General features: G+C 70.6%; 20 protein-coding genes. 7 read left to right on the forward strand and 13 right to left on the reverse strand.

Annotated features, from left to right (window positions below; all coding sequences use genetic code 11):
• The first annotated feature begins 2 nt into the window (after window positions 1-2).
• Window positions 3-2186 carry a transglutaminase TgpA family protein gene (locus tag AOP72_RS07825; protein ID WP_062134672.1) on the forward strand — a complete coding sequence of 728 codons (2184 nt, stop codon included), beginning with the start codon at window positions 3-5 and terminating at the stop codon, window positions 2184-2186.
• Window positions 2187-2280: 94 nt separating this feature from the next.
• On the opposite strand, the gene AOP72_RS07830 is transcribed toward AOP72_RS07825, so the two are convergent.
• Window positions 2281-2670 (reverse strand): SCO2097 family morphological protein, encoded by a 390-nt coding sequence (locus AOP72_RS07830; protein ID WP_062134674.1) that lies wholly within the window; start codon window positions 2668-2670, stop codon window positions 2281-2283.
• A gap of 233 nt (window positions 2671-2903) precedes the next feature.
• Here AOP72_RS07830 and AOP72_RS07835 point away from each other — a divergent pair, with 233 nt between their 5' ends.
• Window positions 2904-3536, forward strand: a complete 633-nt coding sequence (locus tag AOP72_RS07835; RefSeq protein ID WP_062134677.1) for a spermidine synthase — start codon at window positions 2904-2906, stop codon at window positions 3534-3536.
• A 104-nt stretch (window positions 3537-3640) separates the two neighbouring features.
• Here the strand turns inward: AOP72_RS07835 and AOP72_RS07840 are convergent, their stop codons facing one another.
• Entirely contained in the window at window positions 3641-3844 is a 204-nt protein-coding gene (locus AOP72_RS07840) for a cold-shock protein (protein ID WP_062134680.1), read from the reverse strand.
• 142 nt (window positions 3845-3986) lie between these two features.
• A complete protein-coding gene (locus tag AOP72_RS07845) occupies window positions 3987-4910 on the reverse strand; it encodes a PAC2 family protein (RefSeq protein WP_062134683.1) in 924 nt (307 codons plus the stop codon).
• A 208-nt stretch (window positions 4911-5118) separates the two neighbouring features.
• Here AOP72_RS07845 and AOP72_RS07850 point away from each other — a divergent pair, with 208 nt between their 5' ends.
• The gene (locus AOP72_RS07850; protein ID WP_062137023.1) at window positions 5119-7329 is read left to right on the forward strand and encodes a HelD family protein; all 2211 of its coding nucleotides are present in this window, start codon (window positions 5119-5121) and stop codon (window positions 7327-7329) included.
• Window positions 7330-7390: 61 nt separating this feature from the next.
• Here the strand turns inward: AOP72_RS07850 and AOP72_RS07855 are convergent, their stop codons facing one another.
• A complete protein-coding gene (locus AOP72_RS07855) occupies window positions 7391-8188 on the reverse strand; it encodes a matrixin family metalloprotease (protein WP_152650300.1) in 798 nt (265 codons plus the stop codon).
• 100 nt (window positions 8189-8288) lie between these two features.
• Between AOP72_RS07855 and serA the strand changes: the two genes are divergently transcribed.
• A complete protein-coding gene (serA, locus tag AOP72_RS07860; protein WP_062134689.1) occupies window positions 8289-9485 on the forward strand; it encodes a phosphoglycerate dehydrogenase in 1197 nt (398 codons plus the stop codon).
• Between the two features lie 71 nt (window positions 9486-9556).
• On the forward strand, window positions 9557-11806 hold the full coding sequence (locus AOP72_RS07865; protein WP_062134692.1) for a DEAD/DEAH box helicase: 2250 nt from the start codon (window positions 9557-9559) through the stop codon (window positions 11804-11806).
• A 115-nt stretch (window positions 11807-11921) separates the two neighbouring features.
• Here the strand turns inward: AOP72_RS07865 and nrdR are convergent, their stop codons facing one another.
• Together nrdR and AOP72_RS13605 are read right to left on the reverse strand one after the other, a co-directional pair.
• Entirely contained in the window at window positions 11922-12380 is a 459-nt protein-coding gene (nrdR, locus tag AOP72_RS07870; protein WP_062134695.1) for a transcriptional regulator NrdR, read from the reverse strand.
• A 79-nt stretch (window positions 12381-12459) separates the two neighbouring features.
• Window positions 12460-12783, reverse strand: coding sequence for a LysM peptidoglycan-binding domain-containing protein (locus AOP72_RS13605; RefSeq protein ID WP_062134698.1), 324 nt, complete (start codon window positions 12781-12783; stop codon window positions 12460-12462).
• Between the two features lie 294 nt (window positions 12784-13077).
• Here AOP72_RS13605 and lexA point away from each other — a divergent pair, with 294 nt between their 5' ends.
• The gene (lexA, locus tag AOP72_RS07880; RefSeq protein WP_084631537.1) at window positions 13078-13791 is read left to right on the forward strand and encodes a transcriptional repressor LexA; all 714 of its coding nucleotides are present in this window, start codon (window positions 13078-13080) and stop codon (window positions 13789-13791) included.
• 63 nt (window positions 13792-13854) lie between these two features.
• Here the strand turns inward: lexA and AOP72_RS07885 are convergent, their stop codons facing one another.
• From AOP72_RS07885 to hflX, 3 genes are all read right to left on the reverse strand, one after another.
• On the reverse strand, window positions 13855-14082 hold the full coding sequence (locus AOP72_RS07885) for a hypothetical protein (RefSeq protein WP_062134701.1): 228 nt from the start codon (window positions 14080-14082) through the stop codon (window positions 13855-13857).
• Between the two features lie 77 nt (window positions 14083-14159).
• The gene (locus tag AOP72_RS07890; protein WP_084631541.1) at window positions 14160-16205 is read right to left on the reverse strand and encodes an ATP-dependent DNA helicase; all 2046 of its coding nucleotides are present in this window, start codon (window positions 16203-16205) and stop codon (window positions 14160-14162) included.
• Window positions 16206-16230: 25 nt separating this feature from the next.
• Window positions 16231-17724, reverse strand: coding sequence for a GTPase HflX (hflX, locus tag AOP72_RS07895; RefSeq protein WP_062134704.1), 1494 nt, complete (start codon window positions 17722-17724; stop codon window positions 16231-16233).
• 61 nt (window positions 17725-17785) lie between these two features.
• On the opposite strand from hflX, the gene AOP72_RS07900 reads away from it, so the two are divergent.
• Window positions 17786-18412 carry a class I SAM-dependent methyltransferase gene (locus AOP72_RS07900; protein WP_062137031.1) on the forward strand — a complete coding sequence of 209 codons (627 nt, stop codon included), beginning with the start codon at window positions 17786-17788 and terminating at the stop codon, window positions 18410-18412.
• Between the two features lie 46 nt (window positions 18413-18458).
• Here the strand turns inward: AOP72_RS07900 and AOP72_RS07905 are convergent, their stop codons facing one another.
• From AOP72_RS07905 to miaB, 4 genes are read right to left on the reverse strand one after another with little or no spacing between them, the layout of a single operon-like run.
• The gene (locus AOP72_RS07905; RefSeq protein WP_062134707.1) at window positions 18459-19049 is read right to left on the reverse strand and encodes a YdeI/OmpD-associated family protein; all 591 of its coding nucleotides are present in this window, start codon (window positions 19047-19049) and stop codon (window positions 18459-18461) included.
• A 22-nt stretch (window positions 19050-19071) separates the two neighbouring features.
• Window positions 19072-19965 (reverse strand): diaminopimelate epimerase, encoded by an 894-nt coding sequence (dapF, locus tag AOP72_RS07910; RefSeq protein ID WP_062134710.1) that lies wholly within the window; start codon window positions 19963-19965, stop codon window positions 19072-19074.
• Window positions 19966-20012: 47 nt separating this feature from the next.
• Entirely contained in the window at window positions 20013-20987 is a 975-nt protein-coding gene (gene miaA, locus AOP72_RS07915; protein ID WP_439645539.1) for a tRNA (adenosine(37)-N6)-dimethylallyltransferase MiaA, read from the reverse strand.
• 7 nt (window positions 20988-20994) lie between these two features.
• On the reverse strand, window positions 20995-22539 hold the full coding sequence (gene miaB, locus AOP72_RS07920) for a tRNA (N6-isopentenyl adenosine(37)-C2)-methylthiotransferase MiaB (RefSeq protein WP_062134713.1): 1545 nt from the start codon (window positions 22537-22539) through the stop codon (window positions 20995-20997).

Consider the following 22539-nt stretch of genomic DNA (forward strand, 5'->3'; position numbering starts at 1 on the left):
CCATGGCTGCGCGCTCCCCGTGGCTCGCCACCCCCCTTGTCGCCGTGGCGACATTCCTGGGAGTGTTCGGGCTCGGCGTCATGATCGAGCTCGGGTCGTGGCTGCGCACCGTCGCGTTCGTGCTGGCGGTCGCGACCCTCACCGTCGTGGTGACGCGGCTGCTGAGCCGCTCGCGCGCTCTCCCGACTCTCACGGGCGCCATCGCGGCAATCCTCACCATGGTGCCGCTGTTCGCCGTGTCGGAGGACGGACAATCGCGAACGCTGCCCACCCCAGGGGCGCTGCGAGACTTGGGGTCAGCCATCCGCGCCGGCGTGGACTACGCCAGCGCGACCGTCGCGCCGGCGGCCCCCGACCCGTCGTTCACCGCGTTGGTCGCCGTCTGCGTCGTCGGGCTCTTCCTGGTGGCGGAGCACCTCGCCGTATCGTGGCGCGCCGCCGCGACGGCAGGCCTGCTCCTGCTCATCCCGTGGCTGCCGGCCGTGATCTTCCAGCACCGCGTATCGACCACAGCGCTCATCGGCGCGATCGCGGCGTGGCTGGTGACGATCGCGCTGACCCGTCGGCCGTCCGCCGTGGAACGCAGGCCCGCCATCGGCGGGGCCGTCGCCGCCACGACTGCGGCCCTCGCGGGCGTGCTGCTCGTCGCGCCCACGGCGCTCGGCGGGCTCGGATGGGGAATGATCCCGCGCATCGATGCCCCCGCCGGTCTCGACACCGCGACGCGCCTCAACCTTGCGCTCGACCTGCGCACGTCGCTGACGGCGAACTCCACGACGCCCGTCATGGTCTATTCGACGACAGGCGGGCGACCCGACGCGTTCCGGCTCTACTCGCTGACGGACTTCGATGGCGTGCAGTGGTCTCGCGAGGCCACCGATACCCCCGTCGAACCTGCGAGCGCCGGGCCGCTGTGGCCAGAGCCCGTCGACGGCTGGGACGACCGCGAGCGCGCCCGCATCGAGATGCAGGTGCTCGACCTGCCTGAACGCAACCTTCCCCTTCCGCCGACGCCCCGCTCCGTCGAGATCGACGGACAGTGGTTCTACGACGCCGAGCGTGACGAGGTGGTGGGCGACGGCGTGACGGCGCGCGACATGCGGTACTCGATCGTCACCGACACCGAGTTCCACCAGCAGGAGGACCTGGAGGCCGCGCAGTCGGCCATCGCCGAGGGAGGCGGCCCGGCGGACCCGCGCTACCTCGCCATCTCCCCCGCCATCGACTCGACGCGGGTGCTGGACCTGGCACAGGAGGTCACCGAGGGAGCCACCACTCGCTACGACGTTGCTCTCGCACTGCAGTCCTTCCTGCGCGACAGTTCCGAGTTCACCTACGACACCTCGGTGAGCCCCACGGGTGGCGACGCGGTGAGCACGTTCCTCGACGATCGCGAGGGCTACTGCGTCCAGTTCGCGACCACCATGGTGGTGATGGCGCGTGCGCTCGACGTCCCCGCTCGCATGGCCGTGGGATTCCTGTCCGGCTCCGTGACGGATTCGGACACGTACGTGGTCCAGGGCGGGGACGCGCACGCGTGGCCAGAGCTGTGGTTCCCCGGTGAGGGATGGGTGCGATTCGAGCCGACTCCCGCGATCCAGTCCGGGGTGCCGCCCGCCTACGCCGATCCGTACTCGGGCAACGCCACGGCGCCGGAGGGCCTGACGCCAGGCGAGATTCCTGGCTTCGTTCCCGGCGAGCCGGTGGCCCCCGACGGCCAGACCCCCACGGACCCGGGATCGCCGGGCGGGTCCAGCTCCGCCGACCCCGCGGTGCCGGCCTGGGCGTGGGTCGCCATCGGCATCGCGGCAGCCCTGACCATGGCCGTCGCGCTCTGGTGGTGGGGGCGGCGCGGGCCTGGGCGAGGATCCCGCCGTCGTGGCCACGAGGCGGCATGGGAGTCACTGCGCCGGAGACTTCCTGAGCCCATGCGCTGGCAGGCTTCCCTGACCCCGCACGAGGCGGCCGAGCATGTGGCGTCGGCCATGAGGGCGACGGGCCCGGGTCTCACCGGCGGGGCCACCGAGGCGATGACGCGGCTCGCGCATTCCGTCGCCGACCACCGCTATGCGCCAGCTGGCAGCGACGTCGACGTGGAACGCCTTCACGAGTGGGCGGACGCGGTGGTTGCCGAGGTCGAGGCGGAGACGTCCGCCCGCGACAAGGGGACGTCAGTTCGCACGTAGTCGAGACGCGTGGGCGGCGGGTCGGCCAGAGCAGGCAGGTGGCCTCAGCCGCACCGCAGCACAGTTCCGTGTCCCCACGGAGTGGACCTCAGCGTTACAGCTCGCCCTGCTCGCGACGGCGGTCGAACCGCTCCTCCATGCGCTGCATGAAGTCCTTGCTGGCCTTGGGGGGAGCCGCCTTGCCCTTGGCACCGGCGGGCCCAGCCGTGGCCTTCGCCCCCGGCTCAGCGGACTTTCGCGGGCCGAGAAGCGCCCAGAGCGCCACTCCGGCCATCAGGATGAACCCGGCGATGCCCAGCAACGCCACCTGAGTCATCACGCCGACGAGGACGATGCCGAGTCCGACGAGGACTCCGACGGCGGCCCCGATCACCCTCACGGGAGTGCGCGGACCTCGGTTCATGGCGCGGTGCAGTGACGCATCCTGCCCGAGGTCTTGCTCGAGCTGTTCGAGCACGCGCTGCTCGTATTCTGACAGCGGCATGGTTGACCTCCTTCGTCGCGGACCGCGAATATCCCTAGTCTAGTTCCACTAGACGGCAATCACTAGTCAAACAGACGGGAGGGGCGACGATGGCGAAGCGCACACGCGCCACCAGCATCGCTCCAGGCGTTCCCCGTGATGTGTCGCTGTCCATCTCCACCGGATCCGTCCGTCTGTCCGATGATTCTGATGGGTCAACGACTGTGTGGGTCAATGGAGTTCCCAGTTCGACGATGCGAGCTGACGCGGCCGTGCTGGACTTCGAGTACATGCGCCACTTCGCCGCCGCGATCGGCGCGTGGGGCCCGCCGCCGCGCATGCTCGCTCTCCACGTCGGCGCCGGCGTCTGCACGATGGCACGCCATCTGGCCGCCGCCTATCCCGACTCCCGCCACATCGCCGTCGACGTGGACGCTGCACTGCCGGAGCTCGCGCGCGAGTGGTGGGATCTGCCGCGATCGCCTCAGCTGCGAATACGCCAGCAGGAGGGACTGAAGGCGGTCGCGACCCGCCATCCCGAGAGCCTCGACCTGCTGCTGCGCGATGCTTTCGCGGGCGACACCACCCCGGTCACGCTGGCGGATGACACGTGGTGGGGCCACGCCGCCCGCGCGATGCGCCCGGACGGACTCGTGGTCGCGAATGTCGGCACGGTCCCGGGCGGAACCACGCAGCGCCAGGACGCTCTCGCCGCACGGCAGGCGTTCAGGACGGTCGTGGCGGTCGGAGAGCCCGCCGTGATCAAGGGGCGTCGGCGCGGCAACGTGGTGCTGGTGGCCTCCCACGAGGTGGACGTCGATGCGCTGCGACGCTACGCCGCATCGGCTCCCCTGCCCACGGGCGTGAGCCCGGACTGGACCGGCTGAGGCCGCTGCTGGTCCGTGACCTCCGGCCGTCTCAGGACCCGGACATGACAGAAGGCCGCCGCCCCTTGCGGGACGACGGCCTTCTGAAGAGAGTCAGCGGATGCTTAGATCGCGCGAACTGCCTCGGCCTGGGGGCCCTTGGGGCCCTCGGTCACCTCGAACTCGACGCGCTGCGCCTCTTCGAGCGACTTGTAGCCGTCGGTCTCAATCGCGGAGTAGTGCACGAAGACGTCGGCGCCGCCGCCATCCTGTGCAATGAAGCCGTAGCCCTTTTCAGCGTTGAACCACTTAACAGATCCCTGTGCCATGCGAATTTCCTATCTGTACTGCCCGGGTGACGGGAAGCCAGGACACTGTGTCCAAGCTCGTCGCCGCAATGTCTCGCCCCGGGTCTGAACAGACCGGTTCTTGCACACTACGTTCTTGCAACCACCCCTAGCATGACACGGATTACGCGCCAGAGGGAGGGTCTTGGCGGTGTTGGGCGAGAAATTTCTCGAATTCCGCCCCGATTTCCTCCGCTGAGGGCAGCGGGCCGTCCAGTTGGATGCCGCTCTCGCGCTGTTCGACGAACGCGTCGTACTGCTGCTCGAGCTGAGAGACGAGCGCCTGCACCTCCTCGGACTCGGCGGTCTGGCGCGTGATCTCCTCGGCCGCGCGAGCCGCGCCCTCGTCGAGCGCGGACGATTCGAGTGCAAGACCCGAGATGCCCTCGATCTCCTCGATCGCCTTCTGGGCGGCCTGGGGGAAGGCGGACTGCGAGAGGTAGTGCGGCACGTGCACCGCGACGTTGATCGCCGACAGGCCCCACTGGCCGAATCGATACTCCATGAGGTTCTGCGCGCTTGCGGGCACGGTCACCGTGCCGAACACGCTCGGGGTCCCGGGCAGCAGGTCTTGGCGGGTGCCGTGGATGGTCGCCGTCAGCGGCCGCGTGTGCGGAACCGCCATCGGAATCCCGTGCGTGCCGAGCGTGAGCTCGATCCCCATCCGCTCCACGATCTCGCGCACGGCACGGATGTAGTGCTCCCACCGGATGTCCGGCTCGAAGCCGTGCAGGAGCAGGAACGGCCGGCCTTCGGCGTCGTGAACCAGATCCACGTCGAGGTGAGGCTCGTCGTACTCGGTCCACTGGTTCAGCGAGAACGTCATCTCGGGCCGGCGCGACCGGTAGTCGAGCAGCTGGTCGATGTCGAAGCTCGCCACGCGCACCGGCTCGCACTCGGCCAGGATGTGCTGAGCGACGAGCGCTCCCGCGCGCCCGGCATCGATGAAGCCGCGCAGCGAGTGCACGAGCACCGCGCCTTCCTTGGGCGCGGTGGTGGCCCAGGCGTCGACGCCTTCCGGGTTCCAGCTGACGAGTGGGGTATCCATGATGTCCTCATTCTTTCATGCGAGCGCCGTGTCGCCCCGCCGCGAGAGCACCATCACGCTCAGCGCGAAACTGCCTCGTACGGCCGATGCGCGAGCAGCCATGGTCCCGGGTGGCGACCTGCGGCTCGTGGTAGCCAGCACGGGCAGCGACGGGGATAATGGATAACTGCCTCGGCCAGGGAACACCGAGACAGCGAGAGGTATGCCGATGCACGACGACCGCACCCTTGCCGCAGAACGCCGCGGACTGGAGGCCGAGCAGCACGTGGTGGACGCGCTCTACGCGCGGCTCGACGATGTGCGGGACGAGGCGGGCCGCCGGCTCGCGGGCATTCGCCGCGAGGGCCCCTCCGGCTCACCGCAGAACCGCTCGGAACGCGACGCGTTCGCGACCCTCTACGAGGACCGCATCATGCAGCTCGACGCGGTCGAGGACCGCCTGTGCTTTGGGCGCCTGGACATGAGCGACGGGGAGCGCTTCTACGTGGGCCGCATCGGGCTCTCCGACGCCGACCACGCGCCGCTTCTCACCGACTGGCGCGCTCCCGCGGCGCAGGCGTTCTACGCCGCGACGGCCGCGAATCCCGGCGGCGTCATCAACCGCCGCCACCTCACCACCCGCGGACGCGCCGTCGTCGCAGTCGAGGACGACGTGCTCGACGTCGAGCGGCTGCACGAGGCCGGACTCGACGAGGGGCTCGCCGGCGAGGGCGCGCTGCTGGCCGCGCTCGGCGCTCGCCGCACCGGCCGCATGGGCGACATCGTCGCGACCATCCAGACCGAGCAGGATGAGGTCATCCGGGCGCCTCTCACCGGCGCGCTGGTGGTCCAGGGCGGGCCTGGCACCGGAAAGACCGCGGTCGCCCTGCACCGCGCGGCCTTCCTGATGTACCACCACCGAGAGCAGCTCGAGCGGCGAGGAGTGCTGATGATCGGCCCCTCGCGCCAGTTCCTGCGCTACATCGACCACGTGCTGCCCTCGCTCGGCGAGACCGGAGCAGTCTCGACCACCCTCGCCGGTCTGGTCCGGGGGGCCGCCATCACCGGGGTGGAGTCGGACCAGGTCGCCGCACTCAAGGGCCGCACCGAGATGGCCGCCGTCGTGAAGAACGCGGTGCGCGAGCGCCAGCGGGTGCCGAAGGCCGACCAAGAGGTGCGGATCGATGGGCGCACTGTGGTGATCCGCCGCTCCGACGTCAAGGAGGCGCAGTCGCGCGCCAGGCGCGAGGGCCGCCCTCACAACGACGCGCGCGCGGCGTTCGCGAAGGACATGATCTCGCGGCTCACGAACCAGCTCATGGAGCAGCTCGAGTCACACCTCGACGCCGACGACCGTATCGAGCTGGAGCGCGACGTGCGCGACTCGAAGGCCGTGCGCGTGATGCTCAACCTGTGCTGGCTGCCCGTGTCCCCAGCACAGCTGCTGTGTGACCTGTTCTCGAAGCCTCACCTGCTCGACTACGCCGCTCGCTCCTTCGACCAGGCCGAGCGCGACCTGCTGCTGCGGCCCGCATCGGCGCCGTTCACGGAAGCCGACATCCCGCTGCTCGATGAGGCCGCCGAGCTCCTAGGCGACATGCCCGGGGATGCCCCACGCGCCGCCAGCGCCGAGGCGAGCGAAGAGGAGTTGGACTACGCGCGCTCCGTCCTCGACACCTTCGGCGGCGACGGCATGGTGAGCGCGGAATCGCTCGCGGCCCGCATGAAGGGCAGCGAAGCGCGCATGTCCGTGGCGGAGCGCGCGATGCGCGACCGCACGTGGACCTATGGGCACGTGGTGGTCGACGAGGCCCAGGAGCTCTCTCCCATGGCCTGGCGCATGCTGCTGCGGCGGTGCCCCACGCGCTCGTTCACGATCGTGGGCGACGTGGCGCAGGTGGCCTCCGCGGCGGGCTCTCGATGGTGGCCAGAGACGATGGATCCGTTGTTCGGCGACTCGTGGCACATGCGCGAGCTCACCATCTCGTATCGCATCCCCGCTGCGGTGGCCGAGGTGGCTCAGGCCTTCGCGACGGCCGCTCGGCTGCCCGTCAGCGAGCTGCGCGCGGCACGCGAGTTGGAGAGTGCGGTCGCCACGACGTCGGTCGCCGGCGCCGATGCGCTGATGACCACGGCGGCACGCATCGCGGTGAAGCACGCGAACGAGATGGCGGATGGCGAGGGCGGGCTGGTTGCCGTGATCGTTCCCGACGCGATGGCGGCCAGTGCACGCGCGTCCATCGCGGCGTTGGAGGTCGACGACACCGCCGTCGAGGTTCACACGGCGCGCGAGACGAAGGGCCTCGAGTTCGACGTGGCCATCGTGGTCGAGCCCGCTGCGATCGCCGCTCGACCGGGGGATCTGTATGTGGCTCTCACTCGGCCCACGCGCCGTCTCGAGATCGTGCACGCGGAGGGGCTCCCGTCCGGTCTGGCCTGACCCCCCGTCGCCCTCCCCGCATCGGCCGTCCTGCTGGCGTCGGGCGCGGAACGCGTCCTGGCTACTGGCACGGGCCGGCGCCGGCGATCGCCAATCCGGCCCGGTCACCCGGGCCCCAGGTGATGAGCATGCTGTTCTCGTCGTTCATGAGCTCCGTCGGGTCGTCCACGTGCGCGAGTCCGATCACGTGGGCGAGCTCGTGCATGATCACGGCGGTCGCGAGGGCGGTGCCGCGGCGCGACTCCATCAGCTCCGTCACGTCCTGGGTGTCGAGCACGACCACGCCGGCCGCCAGGAAGCGCTGCTCGCCGAAGGCCCCGTTCACGGAGCTCGAGCCGCCGAGGCCCGTCACCGAGCCCGCCAGCTCCGGGGTCTGCTCCTCGGTGGACCAGCCCACGATGACCGGCGAGAAGCCCTCTCCGTAACGCTCCTGGAACAGGGGGCGGTCGAAGCCCGCGACCTCGTCGGTCTCTCCCACGTACTCGAAGACCAGACCCGTGTGCCGGGCTACGTCGGCGACGGCGTCGCGCACCAGCTGGTCGGCGCCCTCCGGCATGCCCGTGGGGTTGTGGGTCCACTCGACGGCGCGGCACGGGTCGTAGCGCGTGGGGCCCTGGGCGGTCTCCTCGAACATGAAGGCATGGCTGCCGTCCGTCGTGACGGGCAGGCTCGAGGCCCGGCGCTCCGAGGGGCCGTCGGGAATCGGGATGCGGATCTGCTCGCCCTCGACCACCAGCACGTTGCGCGGCTTACCGAGGTGTTGCCACTCCGACAGGTCGAATCCCGTGGCGTAGGCGGTCCCGACGACCGCGACCGCGCCGACCGCCATGATGACGGCCAGCCGGCCGAGAGCTCTCATGCCACCAGCGTGCCACGACGCACCGTTGAGCGACCCCGTATCGGGCCGCTCGGGACTGTGGAGTTGGTAACACCCCCACGAGTGCGAGATACTTCGGCACGTGCGCGCACTTCTCTTGGAAAACCTCCACCCCCAGGCCACTGCCATCCTCGAAGCCTCCGACGTCGCCGTGGAGAACCACGGCGGCGCGATGGACGAGGACGAACTCATCGAAGCCCTCGACGGCGTCGAGCTTCTCGGCATCCGCTCGAAGACCCAGCTCACCGAGCGGGTGATCGCGGCGTCCCCATCGCTGTGCGCCGTCGGTGCGTTCTCGATCGGCACCAACCAGATCGACCTCGCCGCCGCCGCGCGCCGGGGCATCGCGGCCTTCAACGCGCCGTTCTCCAACACGCGGTCCGTGGTCGAGATGGCCATCGCGGAGATGGTCTCGCTCACCCGGCGCCTGCCGGTCCACAACCGCCTGATGCACGAGGGCGTGTGGAACAAGAGTGCCGACGGCGCTCACGAGATCCGCACCCGCACACTCGGCATCGTCGGCTACGGCAACATCGGCTCGCAGCTGTCCGTCGTCGCCGAGGCGCTCGGCATGAACGTGATCTTCTTCGACAGCGCCGAGAAGCTGGCGCTGGGCAACGCGACCCGCATGCCCACCCTCGAGTCGCTGCTGCAGGCCGCGGACATCGTCACGCTCCACGTGGACGGCCGTGCCGGGAACCAGGGCTTCTTCGGACGGGCCCAGTTCGAGGCCATGAAGCCAGGCGCACTGTTCCTCAACCTGTCGCGCGGGTTCATCGTCGACGTCGAGGCGCTCCGCGAGGGACTCGAATCGGGCGCCATCGGCGGCGCCGCGATCGACGTGTTCCCCGAGGAGCCCAAGAAGAAGGGCGATCCGTTCGTGTCGCCCCTCCAGAACGTCCCCAACGTCATCCTCACGCCGCACATCGGCGGCTCCACGGAAGAGGCGCAGCGCGACATCGGCATCTTCGTGTCGACCCGCCTGCGCGACTACGTCGAGACGGGATCGACGTCGCTGAGCGTCAACCTCCCCAACCTGCAGCTCGCGCTGCCGCAGGGCGCGCACCGCATCGCGCACCTCCACGACAACATCCCTGGTGTGCTCGCCGCGGTCAACCGTGAACTCGCCGAGCACGACGTCAACATCGAGGGCCAGCTGCTCGCGACGCGCGGTGACCTCGGCTACGTGGTCACCGACGTCGCCTCCGGACTGACGGACGATGCGGTCGCCGCGCTTGGCGCGATGCCCGGCACGGTGCGCCTGCGGGTGCTCTCATAGCCGCCGGCGCCGTCCCCTTCCGCGACCTCGGGCTTCCCGAGGCCCTGGTCGCCGCGCTCGAGAGCGCTGGCATGGAGACGGCCTTCCCCATTCAGTCGGCGACGATCGCCGATGCGCTCGCTGGACGCGACGTGCTGGGCCGTGCCCGCACGGGCTCCGGCAAGACGCTCGGCTTCGGCCTCCCCGCCATCGCTCTGCTGGCGCAGACCGGTCGACCCACGCCGCATCGGCCGCGCGCGGTCGTGCTGGTGCCGACGCGTGAGCTCGCCATGCAGGTCAACGACGCTCTGGAGCCGTTCGCGCACTCCATGCACGTGTCGCTTCGCCTGATCGCCGGCGGGCTGTCGATGTCCAAGCAGATCCGCTCGCTCGAGCGTGGCGTGCACCTGGTGATCGCGACCCCTGGGCGGCTCGCCGACCTGGTGCGTCGCGGTGAGGCCGACCTGTCTGAGACGCGCATCGTCGTACTCGACGAGGCGGACCACATGGCGCAGATGGGCTTCATGGACGAGATCGAGGAGATCCTCGAGCGTGTGCCGGGCGGCGCCCAGCGCCTGCTGTTCTCCGCGACGCTCGACGGCGACGTCGACAAGCTGGTGGCGACGTCCATGACGGACCCCGCGCGACACGACGTCACCGGTGGGGACGACGGCCCCTCGACCATGAACCACGTCGTGCTGCACGTGCCGCCGCACGCGAAGTACCAGTTCGCCACACGGATCGCCGCGCGCAAGGGCCGCACGATCGTGTTCGTGCGCTCCAAGCTCGGGTGCGACCGGATCGCGGCGCAGATGCGCGATGCGGGCGTGCTCGCCGTCGCGCTGCACGGCGACAAGTCGCAGAACGAACGCAATGCGGCGATCACCGGCTTCCGCGCCGGCACCATCCCCGTACTGGTCGCGACCGACGTCGCGGCCCGCGGCATCCACGTCGACCACGTGGACCTGGTGATGCAGATGGACCCGCCGGCCGACCACAAGGACTACACCCACCGCGCCGGACGCACCGCGCGGGCCGGTGAGGACGGTCTGGTCGTCACCCTCGCTCTCCCCCATCAGCGGCGCACGGTCGAAGGTCTGATGGACCGCGCCGGCATCGACGCGACGGTCACGGTGCTCCGCCAAGCCGACGAGGCTGCGTTCATGACGCTGTCTGGGCTGACGGGTGCCGAGGAACCTTCTGGCGAACCGGTCGCGGAACCGTACATGGGCGGCGCTGGACGCCGAACCCGCGAATCCGGTCGCCAAGATCGCGGGGCTCGGTCCGCACGTCCCTCACGGGGCGACCGCGGCCGACGGCCGGCGCACGGCCGAGCCGCCGAGGTCGCTCCGACCCCGCAGCACGAGCACGCCAAGGCCCGCAGCGAGCTCGAACGCCGCGAACGTGAACTGCAGGCGCGGGAGCGCGAGATTGCGTTGCGCGAGCAGCGCCTCGGCAATCAGGGGGCCCCTGCCTCTGAGGCACGCACGACGAACGCACGCGACGACCGCACACCCCGCAGCCGTGAGGGTTGGGCGACCAAGTCGCCCAGTGGGCGCGACGCGTGGAAGCGCAAGCCGGGTGGCAAGCGCGACCGCAGGGACGACGAACGCCCGGGCCGTGCGCGCGACGAGCGCAACGCCACCGGCCGACGCGGCGAGCGGCCCTCCACCGGCTGGAGCGATGAGCGCCCCAGCCGTGGACGCGGCGAGCGCCCTGGACGCGGGCGTGACGAGCGTCCCGCCAGTGGTCCGCGTGACGCGCGTTCCCCGCGTGGGCGCAGTGAGCGGCCCACCACCGGGTGGCGTGACGAGCGTCCCTCCGCCGACCGCCGCACCGACCGCGCGGGCGGCGACAGCCGTGACGCGCGCTCCCGTGGGCGAGAGCGCGACGCGCGTCAGGATCGTAGCGAGCGTGGCGGGAGCCGCGAGTGGGACGGCGACCGCAGCAGCGGGCCGCGCAGCAGTGGCAGCGATCGCGGGGCACGTCCCCCCTTCGCGCGTGACAGCCGTGACCGGCCCTCACGCGCTCCTGAGGCCCGGGGCCGTGGCCCGCAGCGTCGCGACGACTCCTCGTCGGACGCTCGCGCTGCACGCCGCAGTCCGGATGGTGCCCCACGGGGTGAGCGGACCGAGCGCGACGCACGCCCGAACCGCGACGACCGACCGGGGCGCGGCGCCGCGGCATCGGACTCGCGCTCCACGCGACCCGAGCGCAGTGACAGGCCGGAGCGCGCCTCCACTGGCGGCAAGAAGGCTGGCAAGGGCGACAAGAAGAAGAAGGGCAAGGGAGCCCCTGCTGCGGGACGGCGCGGCAAGCCCCGGCCCAAGACGAAGGGCTAGCCGGCGCGTTCAGGGTCCCTGAGCGCGCCAGTGGCTCAGCGGCTCAGCGGCTCAGCGGCACGCGGGCCTCGTCCCTGGCCACGGGCGTGGTCTCTGCGACGGGTGAGCGACGCCCCTAGGACTCGGCGGCGTCCTCGGCCCGCAGGCGGGCGATCGCACTCTCGAAGTCGTCGAGGCTGTCGAAGCCTTGGTACACGCTGGCGAAGCGCAGGTACGCGATCTCGTCGAGCTCGCGCAACGGCGGGAGAATCGCGAGCCCGATGTCAGTCGCGTCGATCTCGGCCTGGCCAGAGGCCCGGATGGCCTCTTCCACCTTGTGCGCGAGATGTGCGAGGTCGTCGTCGCTCACGGGCCTGCCCTGGCACGCCTTGCGCACGCCGTTGACGACCTTCTCCCGGCTGAACGGTTCCGCGACGCCACTGCGCTTCAGCACCGTGAGGCTCGCAATCTCGAGCGTCGAGAAGCGCTTGCCACAGTTCGGGCACTCGCGCCGTCGCCGAATGGACGAACCATCATCTGAGGTGCGGGAGTCGACCACTCGCGAGTCGGGGTGGCGGCAGAACGGGCAGTGCATGGCACTACTCTCCCACGAACACCCCACCCGCGGTTTGCCTCACGCGTGCATGCGCCTCAGGCACGGCACGAGCTGCTGGTCACCGCTCCAGTGCGGGGATGTAGATCTGCTCGCCGGCACGCAGTGACGAGTCCCCCATGGCGTTGAGGGTCTGCAGCTGGGAGATCGTGTCGTGGACATCCTCGCCCGGGCCCGTGAGAGCGGCGGCGATCGACCACAGGCTCTCGCCCTGCGCCACGGTGTACGTGTCAAAGGCCATCACGTCGGTGGCCTCCGAGCCCGCGAATGCGCGGGGCGCCAGGAGGGCGATCAGGGCGAGCACCACGAGAACGAACGTGACACGACGCGCACGGCCGACCGCGCTGTGCAGCGGCCGGACACTGACGACCCGGCGCACGGTCACGTCGGCGCCTCCGCGGCGTCGGACAGGCTCCTGGACACGGGTACGGCCCTGCACTCCGATACGGCCTTGCACTCGGACAGATCCCGGTGCGGAAATCGCATATGCAGTCATGTCACCCTCCATTCGAACATGTGTTCGTCGAACACCTGTTCTATTAGTAGCACTCGCGCGCAGGTCACGCAAGACACGCTCGAACATATGTTTGATTTCGGTGCTTCCGTGCCCTAGCGTCATGGGTGTCACCTCATCACCGAGGTCTGACATCGACACGGGCCCGGCCCGCGAGGAGGAGTCATGGACGAGCGCACCAGCGAGGGCGGCGCCACCATCCACCAGTTCCCGGGCACCGCGTCCGGCGGCCTGACTGACCGGCAGCGCCGGATCCTCGAGACCATCAAGGAGTCGGTCGAATCGCGCGGCTACCCGCCGTCGATGCGTGAGATCGGCGAGTCCGTGGGCCTGACGTCGACGTCGTCCGTGAAGCATCAGTTGTCAGCGCTGGAGACCAAGGGCTTCCTGCGGCGGGATCCCCATCGCCCGCGCGCCATCGAAGTCGTTCTTCCTGACTCCGGCCCCGCAGACTCGTCCGTCACCCTGCCGACCGGCGTCCCCGCTGAGGCCCCGCAGGACGACACCATCTCGATGGTCCCGCTGGTGGGACGCATCGCCGCCGGTGGTCCCGTGCTGGCCGATCAGTCGGTGGAGGACGTGTTCGCGCTGCCCAGGCAGCTCACGGGCGACGGCGAGCTGTTCATGCTCAATGTCGTGGGCGACTCGATGATCGACGCCGCCATCTGCGACGGAGACTGGGTGGTGGTGCGCCGCCAGCAGACCGCCGACAACGGCGACATCGTGGCGGCGCTGCTCGACGACGAGGCCACCGTCAAGACGTTCCGGCGCCGGGACGGCCAAGTCTGGCTCATGCCGCACAACCCGAGCTACACGCCGATCGACGGCACGCACGCCCGCATCATGGGCAAGGTCGTGTCGGTGATGCGCCGCATCTAGCGCTGCTCGTCCGCGCACTCCCCCGACGCGTCGGACCTGCATCGCTGCGCAACGCGCCGTTCGCTACTGGCTGCGCCAGCCCTCCTGCCAGTGGAAGCCACCCTTGATGGCGCGACGCATCGCGCTCATGGAGTTGGCGATGGTCGTCTGGTAGACCCTGGACTGCTCCGACTCGGCCTCGTCAGCCATGCGGCGAGAGCCTGCCTCGAAGTGCGCGAGATACTCCGCGAAGCGTTCGCGCTCAGCCTCCTGGCCGCGAACGAACTCCTCGGACGGCGTCGTATCGGTCATCGTGGGTCCACCTCCGGTGCGTGCAGTCTGCGCACCCAGCGTACGGCCCCGCGAGGTCCCCGGCGGCGCCGCTGGCGCTAGACGCCGCGCTCGCGCGCCGCCGCGTCGAGGCGCCGGAGCGCCTCGAGCACCGTGTCGCGATCCGTGGTGCCCCACAGCGGCGGCATCGACCGGGCGAGATAGCCGCCGTAGCGCGCGGTGGCGAGCCTGGAGTCGAGCACCGCTACCACGCCGCGGTCCTCCGACGAGCGAATGAGTCGCCCCGCCCCCTGCGCCAACAGCAGCGCCGCGTGGGTCGCGGACACCGCCATGAAGCCGTTGCCGCCGCGCTGTGCGACGGCCTCGGTGCGCGCCTGCGAGATCGGTTCGTCAGGCCGCGGGAAGGGGATGCGGTCGATCACGACCAGCGATGCCGTCTCCCCCGGCGCGTCGATGCCCTGCCACAGCGATGTCGACCCGAACAGGCACGCGCGTGGATCCTCGCGGAACCGTTCCACGAGGGTGGGCAGCTGATCGTCGAGCTGGTACATGATCGGCACGTCCAGACGGGCTCGCATCGCCTCGGCGGCGGCCTGACCGGCACGATGCGAGGAGAACAGCCCGAGGGTGCGTCCGCCCGCGGCCTCGATGAGCGCGGCGAGTTCGTCGAGCGCCTCTTCCGAGATCCCTCCCGGGCCCGGCCGCGGAAGGTGCGAGGCCACATAGAGAATCCCCTGGCGGCCGTAGTCGAACGGGCTGCCGGCGTCCATCGAGATCGGGTCGTCGACGCCGAGATGGCGCGCCATGGCCTCGAAGTTGCCGCCCAGCGCGAGGGTGGCGGAGGTGAACACGGAGGCCTTGTCCGCGATCAGCTTGTCGCGAATCAGCCCGGCCACGTCCAGAGGCGCCGCCACGATGCGCACCGCCTGGCGAGACTCGTAGTCGCCGTCGGGCGGCGCCAGCCAGACCACGTAGCGGCCGTGCTCGCCGAGCAGCTCCTCGCACACGTCGAACACCTCGGTGAGCGCGGCCGTGGCCATCTTCGCGGTCGCGGAGGCGCTGCCCCCGGAGCGTGACCCGTCGGCGGAGTCCTTGGTGGTCTTCTGCACCTGCGTGAGAGCCGCTCGAGCGGCTCCACGCAGCAGATCCACCGCCTCTGCGAGCTCCTCGGGCAGGCCCAGACGCAGCCGGCCCGGCTCGCAGTCCCCCAGGGCGCCGTCGAGAGCCCGCGCGGCGCGGTCGAGATCCTCCGAGGCCACCCCGCATCGGCGCGCGGCCCGTCCCGCGCGGTCCACGCGCTGGAGAGTGAGCTCGTGGGTCGCCGCCGACGTGATGCGGCCCACGAGCTCGTGTGCCTCATCCACGATGAGTGCGTGGTGGTCGCCCAACATGTCGTGGCTCGCGGCCTGCACGCCGAGCACCGCGTGATTGGTCACCACGATGGGTGCCCGCGCGACGTGATCGCGCACCGCTTGCGAGAAGCATTCGCTCAGCATCGGGCACTTGGACTCCAGGCACTCGCGGCCGCTCACGCTCACCTGCGCCCACGCCCGATGCGACACGCCCGGCACGAGGTCGTCGCGATCGCCGGTCTCCGTCTCGTCGGCCCAAGCGTGGAGGCGAGCCACCTCCTTGCCGAGGTCGCTCGTGGGCCCAGCGGTGACGGGCAGCATGTCATCGTCCGGCTCGCCGTAGCCGCCGGCCATCTTGTGCACGCACAGGTAATTGCTGCGCCCCTTGAACAGCGCGGCCTCCGGTCGCGACCCCAGCTCGGACTCCAAGGCGTCGAGCACCAGCGGGAGGTCCTTCGTGAAGACCTGCCTCTGTAGGGCGAGAGTCGCCGTCGAGACCACGATGCGCTTCTTGGACCTCACCGCCTCAGCGACCGCCGGCACCAAGTAGGCGAGCGACTTTCCCGTACCGGTGCCCGCCTGGATCAGCGCGTGCTCGCCGTGTCCGAGCGCACGCTCGACCGCGGCGGCCATCGCTGTCTGGCCCTCGCGCTCGACGCCACCCAGCGCGGCGACGGCGGTGCCGAGCAGCCGCGTGGCCTCCGAGGGTGCGGCGGCGCCAGCCTCGATGGACTCGCGATCAGCGGCGGTGGAGACGTCCGGCGCTGACGTGGGCGATGTCGCCGCAGTCACGCGACGTCACACATACGACGCGGGCTCATGCGGCCTGTGCGGCTGCCTGGAGCCGAGCCGCGAGAGAATCGTCGACCATCGCGATCAGTCGCGTGCCTTCCGGCTGGTGCGACTCCTCGATGACCTCGCCGTGCAGGTGCGCCTCGTGGATCAGGTCGCCGCGGGTGTACGGCACCACGATGTCGATCCGCACCTCGGGGCGCGGCAGCTCGCGAGAGATCAGGTCCAGCAGCTCCGCCATCCCCGCTCCGGTCAGCGCCGAGACCTCGATGGTGATCTCCGGTCGGGCGCGCAGGCGCATCAGCGTCTCGGGCTCGGCGATGTCCGCCTTGTTGAGCACGAGCACCTCCTTGACGGTGTCTGCGCCGGGCACGTCGGACAGCACCGTCCGCACCGCGCTCACCTGGCCCTCGGGGTCGGGGTGCGAGGCGTCGACCACGTGCAGCATCAGATCGGCATGCGCCACCTCCTCGAGCGTCGACGAGAACGCCGCGACGAGCTGGTGCGGGAGGTCACGGACGAACCCGACGGTGTCCGAGACGGTGTACTCGCGGCCGTCGGGGGTCTGCGACCGGCGCACCGTCGGGTCGAGTGTCGCGAACAGCGCGTTCTCGACGAGCGCGCCCGCGCCCGTGATGCGGTTGAGGAGAGAGGACTTGCCCGCGTTGGTGTAGCCGACGATCGCCACGTTCGGCAGCGCGAGCCGGCGGTCTCTCCGGACGTTGCGTGCGGGCTCCATCGCCTTGATCTCGCGTCGCAGCTGCGCCATGCGAGTGTGGATGCGGCGACGATCCAGCTCGATCTTGGTCTCACCGGGTCCGCGCGAGCCCATGCCCGCGGCGGCGCCGCCCACCTGTCCACCGGCCTGCCGGGACATCGAGTCACCCCAGCCACGCAGACGCGGCAGCAGGTACTCGAGCTGCGCCAACTCGACCTGCGCCTTGCCCTCCTTGGACTTGGCGTGCTGAGCGAAGATGTCGAGGATGAGCGCGGTGCGGTCAATGACCTTCACCTTCACCACGTCCTCGAGCGCGCGGCGCTGGCTGGGCGCGAGGTCGTCATTGACGATCACGGTGTCGGCGCCGAGCGACGCGACGATCTCCTTGACCTCGACCGCCTTGCCCTTGCCGATGTACGTGGCGGGGTCCGGGTTCGGGCGGCGCTGCAGCACGCCGTCGAGCACCTCGGAGCCTGCCGTCTCGGCGAGCGCCGCGAGCTCACGCAGGCTGACCTCGGCATCGGCCGCGGTGCCGTGGGACCACTGCCCCACGAGCACGACCTTCTCGAGGCGCAGCTGCCGGTACTCGACCTCGGAGACGTCCTCGAGCTCGGTCGACAGGCTTCCCACGCGCCGGAGCGCCGCACGATCCTCACGGTCGAACTGGTCACCGTCGTAATCAGTGCGAGCCGTGCCACCCTTGCCGAGGACCGTGCTGGCGCGCGCCAGGACCCGCTCGATCACCGCATCGGCGCGGGAGGGAGTGGGGTCGGTGGGCTGGTTCTCATCAAGGTCGCTCATGCTGGGTCCATTGTCGCACCGGCCGCCGACAGGCACCACCAGCGGCGGTACGCTCGCATGCGTGACCGAGGACCACTACTTCACCGCGGAGCCCGCCTCTGCCGACGAACGCCGCGAGCGCACCGTGCACCTGGCGGGCCGGGACGTCACCGTCGAGACCGCATCGGGCATCTTCTCCCCCGGCCACGTCGACGCCGGAACGCAGGTGCTGCTGCGCCACCTGCCCCCCGCTCCGGCGGGCGAGGTGCTCGACCTGGGCTGCGGGTGGGGCCCCCTCGCTCTCGCCGCCGCACTGGGCACACCCGAGGCGCGAGTCACCGCCGTCGACGTGAACCGGCGAGCGCTCGACCTCGTGACGCGCAACGCCGCTCGCCTGGGAGTCGCGGACCGCGTGCGCGCCGTCGAGCCGAGCGACGTCGACGAGAGCGCGACGTACGCGGCGATCTGGTCGAACCCGCCGATCCGCATCGGCAAGGCCGCGCTTCACGACCTGCTCACCACGTGGCTGCCGCGACTTGCGCCCGGTGGGGAGGCGTGGCTCGTGGTGCAGCGCAACCTCGGTGCCGACTCTCTCGCGCGGTGGATCGCGGAACAGAGCGACGATGCGGGCGTGCCGTGGGGCCGGATCGAGAAGGTCGCCAGCGCCAAGGGCTTCCGGGTGCTGCGTCTCGCTCGCCCCGTCGACTGAGCACCGCCGCACACCACTGCGGGCGCGCCGACGCGCTCAGGCGCGGCTACGGGTACCCGCGCTCTCCCCTGCTCGCCGCATCGGCGATGCGCGTCACGCGATCCGCGCGCGTCGGTGCCCGCTTGGCCAGCACCAGCTGCGCGAGCATGAGCTTGCGCGCCGAGGGTGGAAAGCCGTTCCAATGCTCCGCCGCTCCGTCGCGGGCCTCCAGGGCGACGCGCAGGTCCTCGGGCACGACCAGCGCCTCGACGTCGTCCCACAGCGTCCAGGAGCCGTCCGCCTGCGCGGCGGCGATCACTGCGGCGCCGGCCGCCGTGATCCGGCCCTCCGCCTCGAGTTCCGCGATGCGCGCCTTGTTGGTGCGCGCCCAGCCCGAGCCACGTTTGCGCGGGGAGCAGTATTGCAGCGTGCGATCCGCGTCGAGTCTGCGGGCCGTCGCGTCGATCCAGCCGAAGCAGAGCGCCTCCCGGACCAGCTCGTCATACGTGAGGCCCGTACGGCCGGAGGCTTGTCGCCACAGCACCACCCAGACGCCGTCCGCAGTCGCGTGGTGAGCGGCGAGCCACTCACGCCACTCGGCCGCGTCCTCGGGGTGGATGCGAAGCTTGCCGGCCGGATCGGGCTCAACGGGATGCATGGTCGGACGTGGCGGGGCAGAGTCAGACGGTCGCGGTCGCGGGCACTGCGGAGACGTCGACCACTCCGTCCGCGACGAGCAGCGCGGGACCCTCGAGCACCGTGCGCGACCCCACGATCCGCACGGTGACCATGCCACCCGGCACCTCGACGTCCCAGATGTCAGGAGCACCGTCCCCGGCCCAGGAGCGCACCGCCACGGCCACGGCGCACGCACCGGTGCCGCACGAGCGAGTCTCACCGGAGCCGCGCTCGTGCACGCGCATGCGCACGCGCCCGCGTTCGACGCCGTCGCGAACCTCGCCCCCGCGGGTCACCACGAACTCGACATTGGAGCCGGCAGTCGGCGTGGGCGTGACACGAGGAGCCTCCGTGAGGTCGAGCGCTGCGAGCTCTGACGTCGAGGCGAGCGCCACCACGTGGTGCGGGTTGCCGACGTCCACCGACAGCGCTGGGCGCCCCGGGACAAGTCCGTGCGCCTGCACCTCGGCATCGAAGCCGCCGCTGGCGTCACCGAGCCGAAACTCCCCCATGCCCACGGCATAGTGGCCGCCGCCCAGAGAACTCAGAGTGCGGGTGCCGCCCCTGGTGGCGATCGTGAGGCCGCCCGCAAGGTCGACACCGGCATCCCGTTCCAGGAACGCGGCGAATACGCGCGCTCCGTTGCCGCACATCTCTGACGTCGAGCCGTCCGCATTCCAATAGTCCATGAACCAGGTGCGAGCGTCGAGGCCCGCGCCCGCAGGCACCGCCCCGGAGCGCACCGCGCGAATCACGCCGTCCGCGCCGATGCCCGCGCGCCGGTCGCAGAGGTAGCGCACCAGCGCTGGCGTCAGGTCGATCTCGCCGTGCTCGTCGAACAGCAGCACGAAGTCGTTCTCCGTCCCGTGTCCTTTGGTGAACTGCAGCGTGGCCATGCCCCCAAGGCTACCCGCGCCGTCCGACGCCGAGCGGCGGTTGACGGTCAGTCGTTCAGGAGTGCCAGCACGTCGTCTGCGGCGCGGCTCACGTCCGCCGTAGTGACCGGCGCCGCCACCCACCGCACTCGCGGGTCGGGGCGGAACCACTTGCGCTGACGGCGGGCCAGTCGCCGCGTGTGCACCTTGATGAGGTCGCGCGCCTGATCTGCGTCGATCTCGCCGTCGAGGTGCTGCAGGGTCTCTGCGTATCCCACCGCACGCCGCGCCGTCACTCCGTCGCGCAGGCCTCGCGCGGCCAGCGCGCGCACCTCATCGACCAGGCCCGCGTCCCACATGTGGTCCACGCGCTCATCGATGCGCGGGTCAAGGACGTCGTAGCCGAGGTCGAGCCCGATCTGCACCGCTGGAATCTGGTACTGATGGGTCGGCAGCGTCGCGGAGAACGGCTGGCCGGTGAGCTCGATCACCTCGAGCGCGCGCACGATGCGCTTGACGTTCTGGGCGGGGATGCGCGCGGCCGCCACGGGATCGGCCACCGCGAGCTCGCGATGCAGCATGCCTGGCCCCTCGGCATCAGCGCGTGCCTCGAGACGCGCCCTCACCGAGGGGTCCGTGGGCGGGAACTCGAACGTGTCCAGAAGCGCGCGGACATACAGGCCCGAGCCGCCCGTCACGATGGCACGGCGCCCCCGCGCATGGATCGCGTCGATGTCGGCCCGCGCGGCGCTCTGGAAGCCCGCGACCGAGGCGTCCTCCTGGACGTCGAGGGTGTCGAGCTGGTGATGGGGCACGCCTCGGCGCTCGGCCACCGACAGCTTCGCCGTGCCGATGTCCATGCCTCGGTAGAACTGCATCGCATCGGCATTGACGATCTCTCCGTCGAGGCGTTCGGCAAGCGCGAGCGACACGGCCGACTTCCCGGTCGCCGTGGATCCGACCACGGCGATGGCCGCTGGCGCGTCCGACAGCACCGCATCGTCCGTCCACGTGGCCGATGCGGGGGTGGGGCGACCTGTCACCGGCGCCTCAGGTCCGGGACGGGCGCAGCGAGGGGATGCCGAGCACGACCGGCCCCGCAGGTGCGCCTGCCCCCGTGCCGCATGAGGACCCGCATCCACCGGCGCCGTGGTCGTGGCCGTCGGCGTGGGCCACGTCCCACGCATCGCCCGCGCGCGTGCGACGCACCTCGTACGTGCCGCCTTCCAGCGCGCTGTCAGCGATCAGGTGATGGGGCGCCGCGTGCGTCACATCGACGGTCACCATGTCGCCGGGGCGTGGTGTGTCGACGCCCGCTCTGGACATCCCCACCGCAGGCACCGCGAAATGCACCAGGCGACTGTCGGGCGCCCGGCCGCTGAGCCGCGCTGAGGCATCGTCCTTGCGCCCCGCGCCGTCGAGGACCATGAGCTCCACGGTGCGGCCGACCATGGCCTCGTTCTCGGCGAGCGAGACGCGTTCCTGCAGCGCCTTGAGCCGGCCGAACCGCTCCGTGATCACCGGCTTGGGGAGTTCCGGGAGTTCGAAGGCCGGTGTGCCGGGGCGCGGTGAGTACTGGAAGGTGAAGGCGCTCGAGAACCGTGACTGCTCGACCACCCGCAGGGTGTCCTCGAAATCCTCGTCGGTCTCGCCGGGGAAGCCCACGATGATGTCGGTCGTGATGGCCGCATCGGGCATGGCGTCGCGAACCTTGTCAAGGATCCCCAGGAACTTGGCGGAGCGGTACGACCGACGCATCGCACGCAGCACCGAATCGGATCCCGACTGCAGGGGCATGTGGAGGCTCGGCATGACGTTCGGCGTCTCCGCCATGGCCTCGATCACGTCATCCGTGAAGGCCGCCGGGTGGGGCGACGTGAACCGCACGCGCTCGAGACCGTCGATGTCGCCGCATGCACGCAGCAGCTTCGCGAAGGCGCCGCGGTCGCCGAACTCGATGCCATAGGAGTTGACGTTCTGGCCGAGCAGGGTGATCTCCACCACGCCCTGCGATACCAACGCCTGGATCTCTGCGAGCACCTCGCCAGGACGGCGGTCGCGCTCCTTTCCGCGCAGGCTCGGGACGATGCAGAACGTGCAGGTGTTGTTGCACCCCACGGAGATCGACACCCACGCGGAGGCGACGGAGTCGCGACGGCTCGGCAGCGTGGACGGGAACACCTGCAGCGACTCTTCGATCTCGACCTGCGCCTCGGCGTTGTGACGGGCACGGTCGAGCAGCGCCGGAAGCACGTCGAGGTTGTGCGTCCCGAAGACGACGTCGACCCACGGCGCCTTCTCCACGATGGTGCCGCGGTCCTTCTGCGCCAGGCAGCCGCCGACGGCGATCTGCATGCCGGGACGCTCCGCCTTGACGGACGCGAGCTGACCGAGATTGCCGTAGAGCTTGTTGGCGGCGTTCTCGCGCACGGCGCACGTGTTGATCACGACGACGTCGGCGATGTCGTCTCCCTGCGGCGCGGCGGTGTATCCGGCGTTCTCGAGGAGTCCGGCCATGTGCTCGGAGTCGTGAATGTTCATCTGGCACCCGAGGGTCCGGACGACGTACGTGGGGGCGAGCGTGGTGTCTGACAT

Origin of the sequence: Demequina aestuarii, assembly GCF_000975095.1 — a bacterium.
GTDB lineage: Bacteria > Actinomycetota > Actinomycetes > Actinomycetales > Demequinaceae > Demequina > Demequina aestuarii.

What these genes read in the sequence shown, in the direction of transcription:
- AOP72_RS07850 (WP_062137023.1), top strand. Translation starts at nt 5,119, where the DNA reads ATGCACGACGACCGCACCCTTGCCGCAGAACGCCGCGGACTGGAGGCC.
- AOP72_RS07825 (WP_062134672.1), top strand. Translation starts at nt 3, where the DNA reads ATGGCTGCGCGCTCCCCGTGGCTCGCCACCCCCCTTGTCGCCGTGGCG.
- dapF (WP_062134710.1), bottom strand. Translation starts at nt 19,965, where the DNA reads ATGGCCACGCTGCAGTTCACCAAAGGACACGGGACGGAGAACGACTTC.
- AOP72_RS07835 (WP_062134677.1), top strand. Translation starts at nt 2,904, where the DNA reads ATGCGAGCTGACGCGGCCGTGCTGGACTTCGAGTACATGCGCCACTTC.
- AOP72_RS07840 (WP_062134680.1), bottom strand. Translation starts at nt 3,844, where the DNA reads ATGGCACAGGGATCTGTTAAGTGGTTCAACGCTGAAAAGGGCTACGGC.
- lexA (WP_084631537.1), top strand. Translation starts at nt 13,078, where the DNA reads ATGGACGAGCGCACCAGCGAGGGCGGCGCCACCATCCACCAGTTCCCG.
- AOP72_RS07830 (WP_062134674.1), bottom strand. Translation starts at nt 2,670, where the DNA reads ATGCCGCTGTCAGAATACGAGCAGCGCGTGCTCGAACAGCTCGAGCAA.
- AOP72_RS07885 (WP_062134701.1), bottom strand. Translation starts at nt 14,082, where the DNA reads ATGACCGATACGACGCCGTCCGAGGAGTTCGTTCGCGGCCAGGAGGCT.
- AOP72_RS07845 (WP_062134683.1), bottom strand. Translation starts at nt 4,910, where the DNA reads ATGGATACCCCACTCGTCAGCTGGAACCCGGAAGGCGTCGACGCCTGG.
- AOP72_RS07855 (WP_152650300.1), bottom strand. Translation starts at nt 8,188, where the DNA reads ATGAGAGCTCTCGGCCGGCTGGCCGTCATCATGGCGGTCGGCGCGGTC.
- hflX (WP_062134704.1), bottom strand. Translation starts at nt 17,724, where the DNA reads ATGAGCGACCTTGATGAGAACCAGCCCACCGACCCCACTCCCTCCCGC.
- AOP72_RS07905 (WP_062134707.1), bottom strand. Translation starts at nt 19,049, where the DNA reads ATGCATCCCGTTGAGCCCGATCCGGCCGGCAAGCTTCGCATCCACCCC.
- miaB (WP_062134713.1), bottom strand. Translation starts at nt 22,539, where the DNA reads ATGTCAGACACCACGCTCGCCCCCACGTACGTCGTCCGGACCCTCGGG.
- nrdR (WP_062134695.1), bottom strand. Translation starts at nt 12,380, where the DNA reads ATGCACTGCCCGTTCTGCCGCCACCCCGACTCGCGAGTGGTCGACTCC.
- AOP72_RS07865 (WP_062134692.1), top strand. Translation starts at nt 9,557, where the DNA reads ATGGAGACGGCCTTCCCCATTCAGTCGGCGACGATCGCCGATGCGCTC.